Annotated in this window: 17 protein-coding genes; 2 read left to right on the forward strand and 15 right to left on the reverse strand. The window is 62.3% G+C overall.

Annotated features, from left to right (window positions below; translation table 11 throughout):
* Positions 1–15: 15 nt before the first annotated feature.
* The 15 genes from L888_RS0103865 to L888_RS0103935 all read right to left on the reverse strand — a co-directional run bounded on the left by L888_RS0103865 (position 16) and on the right by L888_RS0103935 (position 15,748).
* Positions 16–1,245 (reverse strand): DUF2027 domain-containing protein, encoded by a 1,230-nt coding sequence (locus L888_RS0103865; RefSeq protein WP_027951935.1) that lies wholly within the window; start codon positions 1,243–1,245, stop codon positions 16–18.
* 48 nt (positions 1,246–1,293) lie between these two features.
* Positions 1,294–2,559 carry an S-adenosylmethionine:tRNA ribosyltransferase-isomerase gene (locus tag L888_RS0103870; protein ID WP_005847591.1) on the reverse strand — a complete coding sequence of 422 codons (1,266 nt, stop codon included), beginning with the start codon at positions 2,557–2,559 and terminating at the stop codon, positions 1,294–1,296.
* A gap of 16 nt (positions 2,560–2,575) precedes the next feature.
* Positions 2,576–3,277: a phosphatase PAP2 family protein gene (locus L888_RS0103875; RefSeq protein ID WP_005847592.1), complete on the reverse strand. Its 702-nt coding sequence runs from the start codon at positions 3,275–3,277 to the stop codon at positions 2,576–2,578.
* 27 nt (positions 3,278–3,304) lie between these two features.
* Positions 3,305–4,087 (reverse strand): tetratricopeptide repeat protein, encoded by a 783-nt coding sequence (locus L888_RS0103880; RefSeq protein WP_005847593.1) that lies wholly within the window; start codon positions 4,085–4,087, stop codon positions 3,305–3,307.
* Positions 4,084–5,955, reverse strand: coding sequence for a BatD family protein (locus L888_RS0103885; RefSeq protein ID WP_027951937.1), 1,872 nt, complete (start codon positions 5,953–5,955; stop codon positions 4,084–4,086). The genes L888_RS0103880 and L888_RS0103885 overlap by 4 nt, the downstream gene beginning before the upstream one ends.
* A 4-nt stretch (positions 5,956–5,959) precedes the next feature.
* Complete coding sequence (locus L888_RS0103890) at positions 5,960–6,661, reverse strand: tetratricopeptide repeat protein (protein ID WP_027951938.1); 702 nt, start codon at positions 6,659–6,661, stop codon at positions 5,960–5,962.
* Positions 6,658–7,692 carry a vWA domain-containing protein gene (locus L888_RS0103895; RefSeq protein WP_027951939.1) on the reverse strand — a complete coding sequence of 345 codons (1,035 nt, stop codon included), beginning with the start codon at positions 7,690–7,692 and terminating at the stop codon, positions 6,658–6,660. Before L888_RS0103895 ends, L888_RS0103890 begins: the two co-directional genes overlap by 4 nt.
* 30 nt (positions 7,693–7,722) lie before the next feature.
* A complete protein-coding gene (locus L888_RS0103900) occupies positions 7,723–8,721 on the reverse strand; it encodes a vWA domain-containing protein (protein ID WP_027951940.1) in 999 nt (332 codons plus the stop codon).
* Between the two features lie 24 nt (positions 8,722–8,745).
* A complete protein-coding gene (locus L888_RS0103905) occupies positions 8,746–9,825 on the reverse strand; it encodes a hypothetical protein (RefSeq protein ID WP_027951941.1) in 1,080 nt (359 codons plus the stop codon).
* A gap of 15 nt (positions 9,826–9,840) precedes the next feature.
* A complete protein-coding gene (locus tag L888_RS0103910; protein WP_027951942.1) occupies positions 9,841–10,710 on the reverse strand; it encodes a DUF58 domain-containing protein in 870 nt (289 codons plus the stop codon).
* Between the two features lie 20 nt (positions 10,711–10,730).
* Positions 10,731–11,726 (reverse strand): AAA family ATPase, encoded by a 996-nt coding sequence (locus L888_RS0103915; RefSeq protein ID WP_005847606.1) that lies wholly within the window; start codon positions 11,724–11,726, stop codon positions 10,731–10,733.
* Positions 11,727–11,802: 76 nt separating this feature from the next.
* Entirely contained in the window at positions 11,803–12,423 is a 621-nt protein-coding gene (locus tag L888_RS0103920; protein ID WP_027951943.1) for a DNA alkylation repair protein, read from the reverse strand.
* Between the two features lie 17 nt (positions 12,424–12,440).
* Positions 12,441–14,396 (reverse strand): dipeptidyl-peptidase 3 family protein, encoded by a 1,956-nt coding sequence (locus L888_RS0103925; RefSeq protein ID WP_027951944.1) that lies wholly within the window; start codon positions 14,394–14,396, stop codon positions 12,441–12,443.
* Between the two features lie 38 nt (positions 14,397–14,434).
* On the reverse strand, positions 14,435–15,274 hold the full coding sequence (coaW, locus tag L888_RS0103930) for a type II pantothenate kinase (RefSeq protein ID WP_027951945.1): 840 nt from the start codon (positions 15,272–15,274) through the stop codon (positions 14,435–14,437).
* Positions 15,275–15,334: 60 nt separating this feature from the next.
* Positions 15,335–15,748, reverse strand: a complete 414-nt coding sequence (locus tag L888_RS0103935) for a hypothetical protein (RefSeq protein ID WP_027951946.1) — start codon at positions 15,746–15,748, stop codon at positions 15,335–15,337.
* A gap of 507 nt (positions 15,749–16,255) precedes the next feature.
* Between L888_RS0103935 and L888_RS0103945 the strand changes: the two genes are divergently transcribed.
* Both L888_RS0103945 and ligA read left to right on the forward strand, forming a co-directional pair.
* Positions 16,256–16,654 (forward strand): (deoxy)nucleoside triphosphate pyrophosphohydrolase, encoded by a 399-nt coding sequence (locus L888_RS0103945; RefSeq protein WP_005847618.1) that lies wholly within the window; start codon positions 16,256–16,258, stop codon positions 16,652–16,654.
* Between the two features lie 160 nt (positions 16,655–16,814).
* The gene (gene ligA / locus L888_RS0103950) at positions 16,815–18,815 is read left to right on the forward strand and encodes an NAD-dependent DNA ligase LigA (RefSeq protein WP_027951948.1); all 2,001 of its coding nucleotides are present in this window, start codon (positions 16,815–16,817) and stop codon (positions 18,813–18,815) included.
* Positions 18,816–18,917 lie beyond the last annotated feature (102 nt).

Genomic DNA, 18,917 nt, shown 5'->3' on the forward strand with positions numbered 1-18,917 from the left:
CCCTTGAACTTCTCTCTATTTAATCGTCACCTGCGTGGCCCCGTAGCCATATTCCTGGAACGAGGCGTCCTGATAGGTGTAGCCTTTGTACTTGTAGGTGAGTGCATTGATGAGCGCGCGGCGCAACACGCCCTCGCCCTTGCCGTGGATGAAGATGAGCTTCTGCCCGTGGCGGGAGGCATACTGGGCCATCGTGTCGTGGAAAATCTTGAGCTGATACTCCAGTATCTCGCCGGGCTGCATGCCCTGCGTGGTGTCGAGCACCTCGCCGGCATGCAAGTCTACGACGATGGCATCGTCGAGACCGCGGTGCCGCATGTAGGGCGAATGCCGCTTGTCGCCCCTGCGCTGGTCGTCGGCATAGCGTCCCGGCAGCGGCCCGCGCTGCCCGGACGCGAGGGGTGCGGCCGACTGCGCGGGCTCGTCCTCACGTGCACTGCGGTACATCTCGCGCTTGAGCTGGCGTGCGTCTACCACGAGCGGGCGGGCCGGACTGTCGTTCTCGACCACGGCATAGAGCAGGGCCGGGGTCTCGAAGAACGCACTGTCCTCAAAGGTGTGCGCCTTGTAGAAGCGCAGCGGGTCGATGCGCAGTGTCACGTCGACGGCCGGCTTGCGCACGAAAGGCTTGTCGCGCTTGTAGGCCACAAGCTGTACAGCCACCTGCGAAAGGTGGTTGATCTCTTCGCGGCCAATCTCTTCCACGAAGAGCTTTGTGTTGGGTTCCACCTCGGCCTGGGCCCTGAGCGTCCAGCTGTTGCCCTCGGCAGCGAGGTAGGCGAACTGCATGTGGTAGTTGCTGTCGTTCACAAAATAGACCTCGAAACGGGGGTTGGCCAGCTGCTTGGCATCGAGCGGCACAAAGGCCAGCCAGGCCGAGAGCCGGTTGCCGCCCTGCCGTTCCTCGGCCTTGGGGCGGAAGGTCACCTCGCGGGAGTCGTCCACGGTATCCTCCACGGTCATGTCCACCTCCTCGTCCTGGCCCTCGCGCATCATGGCCTTCACCGAGCGGCCGCCCCGGCTGAGCGGTGTCTCCTCGGCGTGCCGCTCCTGGGCCTCGGCCCTGCGGTTGATGAGCGTGGCCGTGCTGTAGTCGTCGGCGCTCACCACCACCACCTCGTTGAGGGGCGTAGGAATCTGGAAGCCGTCTTCGTCTTCCACCAACACGAGGTTCTTGCCCTTGAAACCGGCGACCTTGCCGCCGCCCGTCTCACTGAGAAATCTCACTTTGTCTCCTATCTTCATAGACTTTGAATGTTGAACTTTGTGGTTTGAACTTTGAGGTTGCCGGCCTCAGGGGATGAGCAGACTGGAGTCGCCGTAGCTCAGGAAGCGGAAGTCGTGGGCCAGGGCGTAGTCGTACACGCGCCGCCAGTCGCCGCCGAGGAAGGCGCTCACCAGTAGGAGCAGCGTGCTTTGGGGCTGGTGAAAGTTGGTGACGAGCATCTGCACCATCTTGTAGGCATAGCCCGGCGCAATGATAATCTGGGTGCTGGAGTGCAGGGCTTCGAGGCCGTCGCGGTCGAGATAGTCCAGGATGGCCTGGATGGCACGCCGCGGCGACACGGGCTCGTCGCCGGCCATCACCAGGCCGTCGGCATTGTGGGGCAGGTCGTAGGGCTCCCACTGGCCCACGTGCAGGTCGGCCTCCGCGGCTCCGGGACGGAGCAGCAGCTTCACGCCCATGTAGTAAAGGCTCTCCAACGTGCGCACGCTCGTGGTGCCCACGGCGATGGCGCGGCAGCCGTGGGCAAGCAGCCGCTCGAAGGTGTGGCGGTGCACCACGATGTATTCGGTGTGCATGCTGTGGCTTTCAATCTCCTCGCTCTTCACCGGTTTGAAGGTGCCGGCACCCACATGGAGCGTCACCTCGTCGCGCACGATGCCGTGGGCGTCGAGCGCCGCCAGCACGTCGTCGGTGAAGTGCAGCCCGGCCGTGGGGGCGGCCACACTGCCCTTGATCTTGGAGTAGACGGTCTGGTACGTGGTTTTGTCGCTCTCCTCGGTGGCGCGGTTCAGGTAAGGGGGGATGGGCAACTCGCCCACCGTCTCGAGAATCTCGGCAAAGCTCACCTGAGCATTGTCCCAACCGAAGTCCACCCAGTAGTTGGTGCCTCCGCTCGTCTGGGCGGCGCGGTCGCGGTCGATGGTAGCCGTGAGCGTGAGGTGCCGGCCCTTGACGTCGAAGTCGCGGCGCAACGGGCCCTCTTTCCACTTTTTCAGGTTGCCCACCATGCAGAGCCAGCTGCACCGCCCCGTGGTCTGGAACATCTGTTCGTAGTCTGCGGGCTGGGCGGGCTCCATGAGAAACACCTCGATGAGTGCGCCCGTCTCCTTGCGAAAGTGCATGCGGGCCTGGATAACGCGCGTGTTGTTGAACACCATCAACGCCCCTTGGGGCAGATAATGGGGCAGTTGGCAAAACACGTCGTCGGTCAGCTCGCCGTGGCGGTAGACCAGCAACTTGCTGTGGTCGCGCCGGGCCAGGGGAAACTTGGCTATGCGCTCGTCGGGAAGATTGTACTGATAATCGGTAATGTGAATGTGTTTTGTATCCATGTGTCAGGTGTGCACCCTAATAAGGCAGCGTGGCCAGGGCCGCAAGCTGCACGGCAGCCAGCGTACCTACGACGACCATCATCACCACGTCGATGTCGGCCATGCTGTAGCCCGTGCGGGTGTACTGCGAAGAAATGTAGTTGATTTTAGGGGTGAGGCGGAAGTAGACGTGCGTGAACACCGCGTAGCTGGCCACGCCGCTGAGCACGCCCCAAAGCAGTCCGCAGAGGATGTCGCTGGGATAGTGCACGCCGAGATAGAGGCGTGTCCAGCAGTTCACCAGCGACCAGAGCATCATGACGGCGATGAACAGCCGGTCGCGCACCAGCAGACTGAAGAACACAGCCAGCGACATGGTGTTGGCCGCGTGGGCCGAGAAGAAGCTGAAGCCCGAGGCACGATAGCCGTCGACAATGCGGACGGAGTATTTCATCACGGGGTCGAGAGCCGGTCGCGGCCGCGCCACGAGGGGCTTCACGATGCCCCCGTCTATGCCGCCGGCCAGCAGCAGACAGAGTCCGGCACAGCACACCACGAGCAAAATCTGGGCCATCGTCTCGTTGTTCTTGATGACCAGATAGAGCAGAGCCAGGTACAACGGTATCCACGTGAGGCCCGAAGTGAGCAGCATGGCCAGCCGATCGACGAGCACGGAGTCGCTGCCGTTGAGGCCCTCCAGTATCAATCGGTCGAGGGCGGCGAGGTCTTCCCATATCATGGCGGTAGGCTTTGGGTGTAGAATCAGTTAAATGGCCTCCAGCTGGCGGGCCGGAATCCAGCCCTCACGACCGTCGGCCAGACGGATGCCGCGCCAGGCGGGAAGACTGGCGTCGGTCACGTCAACGCGGGTTCCCTCGTGGAGCACAAAGGCCTCCTGCGCATTCTTCACGGGCGTCTTCCTGACGCTTACGCAGGGAGTCACGATGATGGCGCCGGTGCGGCTCTCGAGCGCGCGCTTCTGGCTCCAGCCAAAGAGGGTGGAACAGAGGAACGTCAGCACAAACAGCACACCGCCGAAGAAGCCCACCTTGCGCAAGGCAAGCCGCGGAGCGAAGAGGTAGGCCAGCATGAGCAGCAACGCCAGCACGACGGACGACACGCTGACCGTGGCCCAACGATCCACGCTGGTGAAGTTGACCAGGCTTCGGTACCAGGTCGCGAAGACGGTCTCGCCCTCGGGCGTAATCTTGTCGATGGTCTTGGAGCGGGCAAACTGCAGGTTGAAGCGGATGTCGTCGTCGCCCGGCGAAAGCAGCGAGGCCCGCTCATAGGCCAGGATGGCCTGTGTAAGATTGTCGGAACGATAGTAGGCATTGCCCAGATTATAGTAGAGTTCGGCCGACACGCCGCGGTGCAGCAGCTCCCTGTAGTCGTCGATGGCCTGCTGAAAATTGCCCTTGCGGTATGCCTCGTCGGCGTCGCGCTTGGTAATGGCCGAAGCCGGCAACGTCAGAACGGCCAGCAACAGCCACAGCAGCGTGGCCCGGACAAGGGCTCCCACACGATGATGGATGTGCAGATTTGTCATGACTTGTGTTTCTTTTGGGTCTTCTTCATCACGTCTTCGGTCTCGCTAATGGCCGTCATGGCCGTGGCAAAGGTCTTCCCCATGTTGCCCGACGGGTCGCCGGGAGCATAGCGTTCGTACTCGCACTCGTCCAGTGCGGAGAGGAATTTGCCGATGGTGGCCTCGTCCACGTCGCGTGCCGCCAGGTTCTCGGCGATGTTGTCGCGCGAGAGTTGCTCCACCGGCATGTTGAGTTTGTAGCCGGCATAGTCCCAGAGGGCCCGCAGCACCTCGTCGTAAAACTCGCCGCTGCGCCCACGAAGCATGAGCTGCCGCGCCTTCTTCAGCCGGCGGCGGGCAATCTTGTCGGCTTTCTTGAGCCGCATTTTAACGATGTCGGCATTGTCGATGGCCCGCTTGCGGAAGACCACAAGCAGTGCCACAAAGGCGGCAAGGGGCAGGAGCAGGCAGAGCCAATAGGTGGTGCTGGCAAAGAAAAAGTCGTTCACCGGGTGCAGTTTCACGTCGCCAACCTTGATGGGGCGGATGTCATTGTCCTCGGGTGCAGCGTAGCTGGCTTTGGTGGTGGAGCCGTCGCCCTTGCCGACTGTCAGCTGGAAAGACTGCGTGCGAAGCGTGCGATAGGCGTTGGTCTGCGTGTCGTAGTAGCAGAATTCCACGCTGGGGATGGTGTAGCGGCCTTGGTTTCGGGGCACGGCAAGGATGTCGTAGATCATGTTTCCCTCCACGCCGTTGGCCGTGAGCTTGGTTTTGTCGGTGACCTTGGGGTCGTATTTGTCGAAGCCCTTGGGGAAGTTCGCCTCGGGCTGACGGATGAGTTTGAGGTTGCCCGTGCCGCCCACGACCACGCGCAACGTCACGGGGTCGCCGGCTTTTACCTCGGTCTTGCTCAGCTGGGCCGAGATATTGAACCGCCCTACGCCGCCCGAGAAGTTGGCCGGACGCTGGGGCAGCGGGTCCACTTGGATGGTAAGACCCGGCGCCTCGATGTTGCGCTTCACCTCCACATAGCCCGAACCGCCGTTGAAGAAGGCCTCGAAAGGATCGACGGAGCGGTTCTGCTGCACCACGATGCCCTTGAAAACGATGCTCGGAATCTGGAGACGGCCCGTCATCTGGGGGTACATCACGTACTGGCTCCACGTCACAGCCTTGTAGTTGCGGCCGTTGACGTTCTCCATGTGAAAGCTCTTCTGCTGGGGCAGCGGCACTTCCTGGGTGTGGAATCCCGTGAGGTCGGGCATCTTTCCCTCAAGTTGCGTCAGGTCGACGAGGGTGTAAACCTTGTAGGTCAACAGCACGGGCTCCTGCTCATGCACGCGTCGTTTGTTGGCCGATACCTTGATGAACAGGTCGTTTCCCGAGATGCGCGAACCCGCGCTGCGCAACTGAGCCTCGTCGTCATTGTCCTGGTGCATCTGCGGTGCACCGTTGCTGTTGGGACGGGCATGGCCCGACACCGTAATCTTGACCGCCCGCGAGGCCACCGTGCGGCCGTTGATGCGGGCGTGGGCGGCGGGAATGGTGTAGGTGCCGGTCTTGTCGGCGTAGAGCGTATAGGTGAACGTGATCGACGAGGAACTGCTCGTATGTCCGTTCACCATCTGGTAACTTGACTGCTGCGAGGTGTAGGGGCCCGCAATGACTTCGAGTCCACTGGGGATGTTGCCGGCGCGGAAGTCCTCCACGTCCTGCGTGTTGATGGTGTAGGCCAGCCGGAAATTCTCACCCGCCGACACGCGCGCAGGGGCCGACACCGTGATTTGCGCCCGCAGCGGAAGCGTGCCCCACGCCATGGCAACCGTGGCAAGGAGCATATATAATATAAGGTGGGGGATGGGCTGTAAGCGATTTTTTACCATATTCATCGGTTTACCAGTTCTTCTGCAACCGGCGACGCTGCGGTTGCTGCTGCTGTTGCTTCATGCGTTGCTGGGTGGCACGCTCCGCCTGGACGGCGTAGTTGAGCAGCTGTTCGGCGTTGTCCTTGCTCATCTGCTCCTCGGGACGGGGCTGCTGTTGCTGCTTGTCCTGCTTGGAATCCTGCTTGTTCTGCTTGTCTTGCTTCTGTTTGTCCTTGTCGTTCTTGTTGTCTTTCTGCTTGTCGTTCTTGTTGTCCTTGCCACCGTTCTGCTTCTGTTTCTTGGCCAACCGCTTGCAGAGGGCCAGGTTGTAGCGCGTCTCGTTGTTGTCGGGACGGTTGCGAAGGCTCTCCTTGTAGGCCTCGATGGCCTCGCCATACAACTGGTGTTTCTGGCAGATGACCCCGATATTGTGGTACGCCATAGCCTTTCGCACACGGGCGGTTTCGGCCTTGCCGGCGTTCTGCAACTGCACGATGGCGGCCGAATCTTTCTGTTGCTGCATGAGCGCACAGCCCAGATTGTACATCGCTTGCGTGTTGCGACCATTCTTGCCCAGGGCCTTTCGGTATTCTATCTCGGCTTTGGCATAGTTCTGCTGCCGGTAGAGCCGGTTGCCGTTGCGGATGAATTGGCGGTCACTCTGGGCCGACACGGCCAGCGCTTGCACCGTGCACAGCAGGAGCAACAGCAGGTATCTCAGCTTTTTCATGACGTTTCCCCCTTTCGTTTAAACAGGCGCACACCCTTGAACATGGGGTTCTTGGCCTCGAGCACACACACTTCGGCCAGCAAAAGCAGGATGGCCAGCAGTCCGAAAGCCTGGAACTGTTCGTCGTATTCACTGTAAATCACGGAGCTGGTCTCGCCTTTTTGCAGTTTGGTGAGCTCGTCGTTGAGGTCCTCCTGCGCGTCGGACGTGTTGTCCACATGGATATATACGCCGCTGCCCGCCTGGGCCACCTGCCGGCACATCTGCTCGTTGAGGGCCGACATGACGGTCTGTCCCGCCGCGTCTTTCATGTAGCCGCCCCGCCCGTCGGGGATGGGAGCACCCTTGGGATCGCCCACGCCGAGCACAAAAACATTGATGCCCGCCTTGCGTGCAGCCCTTGCAGCTTCCAGCGCGCCCCCCTCATGGTCCTCACCATCAGTAATAATAATGATGGCGCGCCCCACGCCATCCTGCTGCGTGAAGCTGTGCATACCCACATTGATGGCCCGTGCAATGTCGGTGCCCTGCGTGGCAATGAGCGAGGGATCGATGTTTTGCAGGAACATCTTGGCCGACACATAGTCGCTCGTAATAGGCAGCTGCACGAAGGCATCACCGGCAAAAACCACGAGCCCTATCTTGTCGTTGGTGAAGTGATCGGTCATGCTTTCCACGAGCATTTTACTCTTGTCGAGCCGACTCGGCGCCACATCCTCGGCACGCATAGAGTTGGAAATGTCCATGCAGATGATGGCTTCGATGCCGTTGCGCTTCTCATGCGAGATGCGTGTACCCATCTGCGGGCGGGCCAGCATGAGCACCAGCACGGCCAATGCCGCCTGCAACAGCCAGAACTTGAGCAGTGGCCGCCAGCGCGACACGTCGGGCATGAGCCCGCGCAACAGCCTCAAGTCGCCGAACTGCCGGAGTCGCCGCTTCTGCCGCCGGCTCATCAACCAGCGCAGCAGAGCCATTGCCGGAATGAGCAACAGCAGCCACAGGTATGTCGTATCTTCAAATCTTAGCATATCGATTCTTGTTTAACACGATGCGCCGACTCAAGGCAACCGCCGCAATACGGTGTTGCGCAGCAGCAGTTCGAGCAGCAGACACACCACGGCGGCCAAGGCAAAGGGCTGGTAAGCCTCGTAGCGTTTGGAGAAATGCGTGACGTTCATCTTCGTTTTTTCCAGCTGATCGATGTCGCGGTATATCTGCTTGAGTTCGCGGTTGTTGGTGGCGCGGTAGAAGTTGCCCTCGGTCATGGCCGAGATTTGCGTCAGCGTTCGGGTGTCTATCTCTACGGGCATGTTCACATATTGCACCGTACCGCCCACAGGCATAGGGTATGGAGCCACCTTGTTGGTGCCCACACCGATGGTATATACACGGATGCCCAGCGAGCGGGCAATCTGTGCAGCGGTGAGGGGAGATATGTCGCCCATGTTGTTGCTGCCGTCGGTAAGCAGGATGACGACCTTGCTCTTGGCTTTCGAGCCCTTGAGGCGCGACACGGCATTGGCCAGTCCCATGCCCACGGCCGTGCCGTCCTGGATGAGTCCGCGAGCGGCAATGTCGGTGCGCACGTTGTGCAGCAGACTGAGCAGCGAGCCGTGGTCAGTAGTGAGCGGACACTGCGTGAACGCCTCTCCGGCAAAAATCGTGAGGCCGATGTTGTCGTCGAGGCGGCCCGAAATGAACTCGGCGGCCACGTCCTTGGCGGCTTCGATGCGATTGGGCTTCAGGTCTTCGGCCAACATAGAGGTCGAAACGTCCATGGCCAGCATGATGTCGATGCCCTCGACAGTCCTGTGACCCCAGGAGTTGCGGGTCTGGGGGCGCGCCAGTGCCAGCACCACCAGCACGAAAACGAGGCAGCGCAGCACCATGGGCAGCCCCACAATGCGCATGCGCCAGCTACGCGGGGCATCCATGTAGACGTGAGTATCGCTCATGCGCATCGCGGGCTCGCTGCGGCGGCGGTAGAGGAAGTACCACAGCACGTAGGGGAGTAGCAACAGCAGCAGTAAGAAATATTCCTTGTTTGCAAATTCCATTTCCACGAGTTACTTAGGATGAGGTCACACCATCAACTGCCACAGCTGCCAGAGCACATAGCCCACCAAGCCCACAACAGCCACCCCCACAACCCAGAGCAGCCCCTTGATGGTGATGCGGCTCTGCTGTTTCTGCCGGTCGCTCTCGGAGAGTTGGGGCACGATGCGCTCCTCCGTGGGCTGCCCCTCCTGCTTAGTCACGTCGATATAGTTCACGGCATTCACCAGGTTGAGGTCGTTTTCATTGATGAGCGTCGAGTATTTGGCAAACTTCACCAGGTCGGCCGTGGTGAAGAGCTCGGTCAGTTCGGCCAGCATGCGGCGGTCGCCGGCCGCCTGCAGGTGGTCGATGATTTCGCCGGAGGTCATTTCCATGGCATTGAAGCCGAAGCGTTCCTGGATGTATTGGCGCAGGGTGTTGGTGAGTTGCGTGTAATAAGTCTTCTGGTCCTCACTGGCCTGCATGTGCTCGGCCTTGATTTTGTCGATGGCCGTCAGGGCCCGTTGATGGGCGGGGATGTGCTTCACGATGCGGATTCGGGTGATGATGGGCTTGTGGGCACGCAGCCGCACCACGAGGTAGAACGCGCCCAGCCCCAACAGCACCACCAGCACGGAGAGCCAGAACCCGGGCATCCACTCGGACATGAGGAAAGGATTGTCCTGCACATCGTTGGGCGGGAAGAACTGATTGGGGTGCAGCGTGTCCACGTCCATGGTGATGACCTTCAGCGCGGCCGTGCCGCCGCGGTAGGTCTTGCCGTCCACCCGCACCGGCAGAGCGGGGATGGCATAGAGCCGCTCGTCGAACGAGGTGATGGTATAGACGCGTGTCAGCTGCACCTGCCCGTTGCCCACGCTCACGCTGTCGCCGTCGGCCACGCCCACCACTTCCACTCCAGGCACCACGTATTGCGCGGCCTTGAGTGCGGGCCACTGCACGCGCGACCTCTCGGGCAGGGTGACGCCGAGCGACAAATGGGCCTGCTGGCCGATGAGGATGCCCACGGAATCGACCGTTTGCTCCACCACCACCTGCGCCCTGCCCGGCAGGAAGCCGAGCAGAAGAACGAATGTCAATATGCCGTGTGTCAATCTGTTCATCGTGTCTTTGCTTGTTTACGCCCGCTGTTTGAAGAGCAGCATCAGCGCGCGGGTGAAGTCTTCGTCGGTGGCCACGGCCGTCCAGTCCACGCGGCTGCGCGAAAAAGTCTGGCGCAGAACCGCCTCGCGCTCCATCCAGTAGCGGGTGTGGGCACGGCGCAGACTGGCGCTGGAGGTGTCGATGAGCATTTCGTGGCCGGTCTCGGCGTCGCGCACGCGGATGAGTCCCACGTCGGGCAGCATCCGAGCACGCGGGTCATACACCTGAATGGCTATCACGTCGTGCTTGCGGTTGGCTATCTCCATCTCGCGCGAGAAGTCGCCGCGGTCGTAGAAGTCGCTGATGACAAACGAGGTGCACCGCCGCTTCATCACGCGTGTAAGGAATGCAGTGGCCATGGCCACGTCGGTTTTGCGGCTCTGTGGCTCGAAGTTGAGCATCTCGCGGATGATATAAAGGATGTGGCGGCGCCCTTTCTTCGGAGGGATGTATTTCTCTATTCGGTCCGAGAAGAAGACCACGCCAATCTTGTCGTTGTTCTGAATGGCCGAGAAAGCAATGGTCGCGGCAATCTCCGTGGCCATGTCGCGCTTCATCTGCCGCGACGTGCCGAAGTCGAGCGAACCCGACACATCGACGAGCAACATGACGGTGAGCTCGCGCTCCTCCTCGAACACCTTGACATAAGGATGATGGAAACGGGCCGTCACGTTCCAGTCGATGTCGCGCACGTCGTCGCCGAACTGGTACTCCCTGACCTCCGAAAAGGCCATGCCCCGGCCCTTGAAGGCCGAGTGGTACTGTCCGGCGAAGATGTTCTGACTCAACCCGCGGGTCTTAATCTCTATCTTCCTTACCTTTTTTAATATGTCGCTCGTGTCCATCCTGACGCTTGCCTGCCGGCTCAAGGCACCTCTATCTTGTTCACTATCTTGCTCACAATCTCCTCGGCCGACACGTTGCCGGCCTCGGCCTCATAGCTCAGGCCGATGCGGTGGCGCATCACATCGTGCACCACGGCCCGCACATCCTCGGGCACCACGTAGCCGCGATGCTTGATGAAAGCATAGGCGCGCGAGGCCTTGGCCAGGTTGATGCTGGCGCGCGGACTGCCGCCAAAGGTGATGAGGTCTTTCAGTTCGGCCAGCCCGTAGCGGTCGGGATAGCGCGAGGCAAAGACTATATCGGCGATGTACTGCTCGATTTTCTCGTCGATGTAGACCTGCCCCACCACGTCACGGGCGCGCAAAATCTCGTCAGCGGTGGTCACGGGGCTGACCGTTGGCAGGCTGCCCCGGATGTTTTCGCGGATGATTAGCTTCTCCTCCTCCAGCGTGGGATAGTCGATGACAACCTTGAGCATGAAGCGGTCCACCTGGGCCTCGGGCAACGGATAGGTGCCCTCCTGCTCGATGGGGTTCTGCGTGGCCATCACGAGGAAAGGCACGGGCAGCTTGAACGTGCTCTCGCCGATAGTCACTTGGTGCTCCTGCATGGCTTCGAGCAGGGCGCTCTGCACCTTGGCCGGGGCCCGGTTGATCTCGTCGGCCAGCACGAAGTTGGCAAACACGGGGCCGCGCTTCACCTGGAAGCGCTCGTCTTTCTGCGAGTAAATCATCGTGCCCACCACGTCGGCCGGGAGCAAATCGGGCGTGAACTGTATGCGGCTGAAGCCGGCATCGACCAGTTGTGCCAGCGTCTTGATGGCCAAAGTCTTGGCTAGTCCCGGCACGCCCTCGAGCAGGATATGGCCGTCACTGAGCAGCGAAATGAGGAGCATGTCGACCAAATGACGCTGCCCCACGATGACACGGTTCATTCCCGACACCAGGTTGGTGACGAAACCGCTCTGCTGCTCTATTCTGACGTTGAGTTCTCTAATGTCTACGGATTCTGCCATAATCTCTTGTATTAACCTTGATTTCTATTTTGGCGCAAAAGTACAACATTATCCTTAGAGCGGCGAAACATCGCATCTAAATAATATTAAAATCGGGACGCAGGGCCGATTGGGCCATGCGCTCGTAGAGCAGACCCAGTCCTGCAAAGCGCGTCACGGCGTTCATGGCGGCATGCCTGACGCCCGCCGAACCGGAGTGGAGGGCTGCCACAGCCTGGTCGAGGAACTCGTGGATGCCCCGTTCGTTGGGTTCCTGCCCGCGCATGAAGAGCCTCGCCAGGATGCCGTAGGCGCAAATCTGGCACACGTCGCGGTCGCTGGCCATCCAGCGGTAGGCCAGCGCGGGGGCGTAGGGCACGTGCTGGTAGAGGTTGAAGGCCTGCATCTCGGCCATTTCCTGCGAGCGTGTCTGCTCCATCCATATCTCGGCCACCTCCTCGGGCATGGCCGAGGCGGGCATGACAAGCGTTGCCAGTATCTTGCACTCGCGTATGTCTTCCTTCCACAAGGCGATGGCCAGGTCGTAGTCCTGGCCTGTTTCCTGCGCCAACTCGCGCAGCTGCACGAAGGGCACGCCCCAGTTGAGGTGGTAGTCGAGGCCTTTGTCGCGCATGGACTGGGCCACGGGGCCGTTCATCATGCCGTGGAAGCTCCGCTTGATTTGGCGCAGCCGTTCCTGTACGTCTTCTTTCTTCATGGTGTATGGACAGGCGATTAAAGCGTGGCATACTCGCGCGAGTAGCGCAACATCTGGTGTTCGAAGCTCTCGCTGTAGTCCAGCGCAATGTCGGTGATGTGGCCGTCGGCGTCGGTCACGGGCCGCATCCGGGGGTTGATGAAGCCTTTGTAGGGGGCGATGTGTAGGTGTTCGTAGCGCGCGAGCACCTCGCTGTGGAGCCCGGCATCCACCCGCACGCCATACTGCTCCACCAGCCGGCGGGCGGCTTCGTGGTCGCCCTCGCTCTTGATGCGCTGCACCTCGGCCAGCAGCCGGGCGAAGAGCCCGCGCAACCGGGGGTAGTCGTCGATGCGGACATAGGTCTTGCCCGCGCGCTTCACCAGTTGCACCGTGCCGTCGCCCTGGGCCAGGCACCAGCGGGCAATGAGCGCACGGTTGCGCATGTGGGCCTCCTCAATCTGGTGGCCGGGCTTGATGCGCACCAGCTGGGTGAGCAGTCCGTTCATCATGTAGTGGTAGTACTGGCTCTTGTAGGCCTCGTCGTCGGGCACGAGGCCCAGCTCCCGCAGCTTGGGGTCGGCCAGATAGTAGAGCCCGAAGAGGTCGGCCCGCGCCTCTTCCACGGTGCTGGCATAGGCCTTCAGGGCGTCGGGGTCGGTGCCGGGCAGCAGACGGCCGCTGCCGTGGCCCAGACATTCGTGCAGGTCGGTGTGCAGGTCGTCGCACAGGTCGCCGTAGGCGGCCGTGAGGCGACGCGTCTCCTCGTCGATGACAAACTCCTCGTCGAAGCCGTTGCCGCGGGCGGCCTGCCGGTAGGCTTCGGTCAGATTGCCGATGGTGACACTCTTCGAGCCGTGGCGTGCCCGTATCCAGTCGGCATTGGGCAGGTTGATGCCGATGGCCGACGCCGGGTATTCGTCGCCGCCGAGCATGGCTGCACACACCACGTTGGCCGTGACGCCGGTCACCTTTTCCTTGCGGAAGCGGGGGTCCACGGGCGAGTGGTCCTCGAACCACTGGGCGTTCCGCGCGATGGTCTGCGTGCGCCGCGTGGCCTCCATGTCCTTGTATTCCACGATGCCCTCCCACGAGCCTTTCAGCCCGAGGGGGTCGCCGTAGACCTCGATGAAGCCGTTCACGAAGTCCACCTGCCCCTGCTGTTCGCCCAGCCAGGCGATGGAATAGTCGTCGAAGCGGCGCAGGTCGCCCGTGCGATAATAGTCTGTGAGCAGGGCGATGACCTGCCGCTGCCGCTCGTTCTCGGCCACCGTGGCGGCGCGTTCCAGCCATTCCGTGATTTGCCTGATGGCGGGCCCGTAGAGCCCGTCGATAGTATAGACATGCTCCTCGATGCGGCCGTCGGCCGTCTTCACCAGCCGGGAGTTGAGCCCATAGGAGGACGGGCAGTCGGCGTCGCCCCCGGCCTTGAGGCGCGCGTAGTAGGCCTCCACCTCGGCTTGGGTCAGGTTTTCGTAGTAGTTGCAGGCCGAGGTCTGCACCAAGTCCTCGCCGTCGGCCTGGTTCACACGCTTGGGCAGCAGCGCGGGGTCGAAGACGACGGGGGCCACCGCCGCCGCCACGTCGGCCCAGGAAGCGTAGCCCCGGGGCACGCCCGCCGCGGGCAGCCGCTCCGCCGCGGCGTGCAGCCAGGCCTCGCCGAAGCCCGGCACGAACTTCTCGCAGCCGTAGTGGTGGTAGATGCCGTTGGAGAACCAGAGGCGTTTCAGGTAGAGCGTCAGGGCCGCGAAATCGGGCTCCGTGCGGTCGCCGCCGTAGTTGGTGTAGACGGCTTCCAGCAGTTTGCGGATGTCGAGGTTCCAGCGGCCTCCCTGGTCGGTGGTGATGTCGCGGCCAAAGAGCGTGGCCTGGGCCAGGAAGTACACGTATTTCTTCTGTTGCAGCGTCAGCTGCTCGAAGCCGGCGAGGCGGTAGCGCAACAGCTGGAGGTCGGCAAACCGCTCGTCGGCATAGGCAAAGTCTTGTTCTTTCATCTTGTCAGTGGGTGGAAACTCCCGGCCCGCACAGGGGCCTAAGAGCGGAAACGAGACCGGGGCAGCCCGCCATAGCACAGGGCGGCCCCGATGGCCGTGCAGAATTCGGAGTATTTGGGGATGATGAAGTGCACCTTGTAGAGCTTCTCCATGGCGGGAAAGATGACCTTGCACTGGGGCAGCAGCGTCAGGTTGCCGATGAGCACGTACTCCCTGATGCCCGAGTTGAGCGAAGCCAGAATGCAGCTCGACCCGATGCTTTGCAGCACCATGGTGATGATGCCCAGGGCAATGTCCTCGCGCGAGGCATTGCTCCGTGCGTTGCCGAAGAGCGAGGCGGTGGCCGTCTTGGGCAGGTTGGGCAGGGGATTGGGGCTGATGTCGCCGATGAGCACGTCCACGTTGGCGGGGTCGCCCTCCATGGCCAGGGCCACAATCTGCTTCACCTCGTCGGTCTTGAGCATGATGCGGCTCAGCCCCATCAGCGTGCCGCCGCCCAAACCGATGCCTCCGATGTGGCGGATGTCGTCGCCGTCGCACTGCACCAGACTGGTTCCCGTGCCCATCGAAACCACGAGCATGCGGTCCAAGTCGGTCTCGTAGCGCGCCCCCAGACCGTCGGCCAGGAACTCCTCGGCCTTGTCGGTGGGCAGCCCGTAGATGGGCGTGTCGATGTAAGCAGCCCCTACACCGGTTATCATCACGTGCTCAATGTCGTCGAGTCGCAGCCTGTTGTCGTAGAGATACTTGCCGAAAGCCCCGTAGAGCGAGGTCACGGGGTCGGTGGCTTTGATGCGGACGGGCGACACCACGGCGCCCTCGCCGTCGATGCCTACTATCTTGGTGGTACTGATACCTACGTCTATGCCGATTACCATAATTGGGTGAAAGATATGATGGGTGATGAGGATTGAACGTGTTGCCCTGCCTCCCGGGCCTCAGCGCACGATGCGGGCCATCTGCGGGTCCAGGTCGTCGAACTCGTCGCCCTCGCGGTATTTCTGCGTGGCGGCCTCGTGGGCCGCGAGCTGGTAGAGGCACTGGGCGGCAATCTCGGCCTGTGGGGCCGTCACGTCGGCGGCCACGCGGAGGCGGTGGCTCAGCAGGTCGGTGGGCGAACCGAGGTGCATGTTGCTCACACTGAGGCGGCCGCCCGCCATCTTCACCTCGATGGGCGTGTCGATGAAACCAAAGGTTGGCCGCGCCGCCAGCAGTTCGTCGTAGGCCCGCCGCACCTCCGCCGTCTTCACGTGCTGCGGTCGCAGGTCTTCGGCGTTCTGCCTTGCGGCCTCGTCGATATAGGGAGCCATGTCGGCGTATGCCACCTGGCCCAGGAGTTGTTTGAATGTCATGTCGGTGTCTTTTGGGTGCAAACTTACGCAAAATTATCGGATTACGCCCCCTCTTTGCCGAAAAATTGAGGCTGCCGGGAGGGCTGCCCGCCCTGCCCCGCCGCCTTTCCGGGCCCGGGGATGCGGGGGCGCGGGGGCAAGGTGAGGGTGGCGCGGGGCAGACGGCCCACCTGAAAATGAGGGGCCCAAGGCCGTTGTGGCTGCACGCCCACGCCCGCACCGTGGGGCGATTGCGCCGCAACGGCCGTGCGATTACGGCCTTTTCGCGCGACGTTTGCACCGTTTTCGCAACGCGTTTGCGGCGTGTTCGCGCGGCGATTGCGCCGCCCCATGCCCGCCGCCACCGCCCCATACATCCCCGGCAGACACACAAAGGCTGTGCCCCTACATGGCGGAAGGGCGACACGCCAGCCTGAAAATAATGGGAAAAAGGCGGGGGCGGTATCTGATTTTTTGCGTATCTTTGCATGAATCAACAACAAAACCACACCCTAAAACAACCGAAACATGAGCACCCAAGAGGACATCATCGACGTGGTGGCGGCCGTTGTCAGAGACGACGACCGCTACCTCTGCGTGCAACGCCGCCGTTCGCACCGCGCCTACAACTCCGAGCACTGGGAGTTTCCCGGGGGCAAGGTGAAGGCGGGAGAGAGCCGGCACGAGGCCCTGCTGCGCGAAATCCGCGAAGAAATGGACTGGGACGTCTACGTAGGACGGCCGCTGGGTTGCGTGGTTCACGCCTACCCCGACTTCACCATACGCCTCTGGCCCTACCTGTGCAAGCCGGGCGACGGCCCCTTCACGCTGCTGGAACACCTCGACGCCCGCTGGCTCACGCGCGAGGAAGCCGAGGGCCTCAACTGGACCGCGGCCGACCGCCAGGTGCTGGCCCTGCTGCCGTGAGGGGCAAGGGGCCGGGTTGCGCACGGCTTGGGGCGCATGTACCCGCATGAACCGGCGGCGCCATGGGCCGCAAGCGTAGGGGCACTCCGAAAATATTGCGGCGCGCCCGCGGGCCTTTCCCGCCTTTTTTGCTAACTTTGCAGGGAAAGACAAGACACGCATGGACAAGACCCAACAGATGCAGGAGCTGATACGGCAGCTCAACGAGGCCTCGGAGGCCTACTACAACGGGCGTGGGGAGCGCATGACCGACTATGAATGGGACGCAAAGTTCGACGAGCTGCGACGGCTGGAACAGGAGACGGGCACCGTGATGCCCGGCTCGCCCACCCACCGGGTGTCGGAAGACAGCATCGCCGGACAGAAAGAAGCCCACGAGTTCGCCGCCCTCTCGCTGGCCAAGACCAAGCGCACGGAAGACCTGGCAAAGTGGGCCGAGGGGCGGCCCGTGTGGCTCTCGTGGAAGCTCGACGGGCTGACGCTCGTGGTGACCTACGACGGCGGCCGGCTCGCCAAGGTGGTGACGCGCGGCAACGGACACACCGGCACCAACATTACACACCTGGCACGGGCCATCGCGGGCATACCGCCCACCATCAAGGACCGGGGGCACGTGGTGGTGCGGGGCGAGGCTGTCATCGCCTACGACGACTTCGAGCAGTTCAACATGGAGAGCGAGGAGGAGTATGCCAACCCCCGCAACCTGGCCTCGGGCTCTCTCACGCTGAAAGACCCGGCCGAGGTGGCGCAGCGGCACATCCGCTGGATTCCCTTCACCTTGGTGCACACCGACGACGAGCTCCACTCCTGGGGCGCGCGCATGGACTATCTGCGCGACAACGGCATGGGCTGCGTGGAGCACGAACGCATAGACCATCCCACGCCGGAAAACGTGCAGACGGCCATCGACCGCTGGACCGAACGCGTGACCCACCGCCGGAATCCCTACCCCGTGGACGGCTTGGTGATGGTCTACGACGACACGGACTATGCCCGTACAGGCTCCGTCACGGGCCATCATGCCACGAGGGCGGGCCTCGCCTTCAAGTGGCAGGACGAGCGCGCGGCCACCGAACTCGAACGGGTGGAGTGGAGTTGTGCGGCCTCGACCATATCGCCCGTGGCCGTCTTCACCCCCGTGGAGCTGGAAGGAACCACCGTGAAGCGTGCCTCGCTGTGCAACATCAGCGAGTGCGAACGGCTGGGCATCGGCGGACGGGGCACGCGGATCGAGGTGATCAAGGCCAACAAGATCATCCCCAAGGTGGTAAGTGTGAGCGCGCGGGTGGGCAGCCTCGTTGTCCCGGAGGCGTGCCCCGTGTGCGGCAAGCCCACCGAGGTGACGGTGAGCCCGGCCAGCGGCACCAAGACGCTGCACTGCACCAATGCGGCCTGCCCGGCCAAACAGCTCAGGAAATTCGCCCGCTTCGTCTCCAAGGAGGGCGTCAACGTGGATGGCATTTCCGAGCAGACGCTCGCCAAATTCATCAATCTGGGCTGGGTGTGCGAGTATGCCGACATCTTCAAGTTGCCCGCACACATCCACGAGATAGCCGCGCTCGAGGGCTTCGGAGAGAAGTCTGCCGCCAACCTCATGCGCTCCATCGAGAAGGCGCGCACCGTGGAGGCCCGGCGGCTGCTCTATGCACTCACCATCCCGATGGTTGGGCAGGACGTGTGCGCACGGCTGCTCGCCGCCTATCCGCTGGCCGAACTCATCGACATCGCCTCGGGGCGCGACTGCGACGGGACCACGCTCTTCGGCCCCACGGGACAGGAACGGCTGGCCCTCATCCCGGGCATTGGGCCCGAGAAGTCGGCCTCACTGGTGGGATGGTTCAGTCAACCGGCCAACCTGGCTATGGTGGAGCGGCTGCTCAAGGAGGTCAGCGTCAGCCAGACGGCCGTCACCACCGCCGGCGACCGCTGCCGGGGGCTCACGTTTGTGGTGACCGGCGACGTGCACCGCTACAAGAACCGCAACGAGCTCAAGGCCTACATCGAGAGCCAGGGGGGGAAGGTGACGGGCTCGGTGAGCAAGGCTACGTCCTACCTTATTAATAATGACACGGCCTCGGCCAGCGGAAAGAACCAGAAAGCACGGCAGCTGGGCATCGCCGTTATCTCGGAAGACGAGTTCGTGAGCCGCTTCGCCGACTGACGCGGAACGGCCCGCCGCCGCTCTGGCAGCCCGCCGTGCATGCGCCGCGGGCAATAAACGGGGAAAACATTTGGCCGTTACGGGATTTTCCCTTACATTTGC

The organism is Hallella seregens ATCC 51272 (assembly GCF_000518545.1).
Classification (GTDB): Bacteria; Bacteroidota; Bacteroidia; order Bacteroidales; family Bacteroidaceae; genus Prevotella; species Prevotella seregens.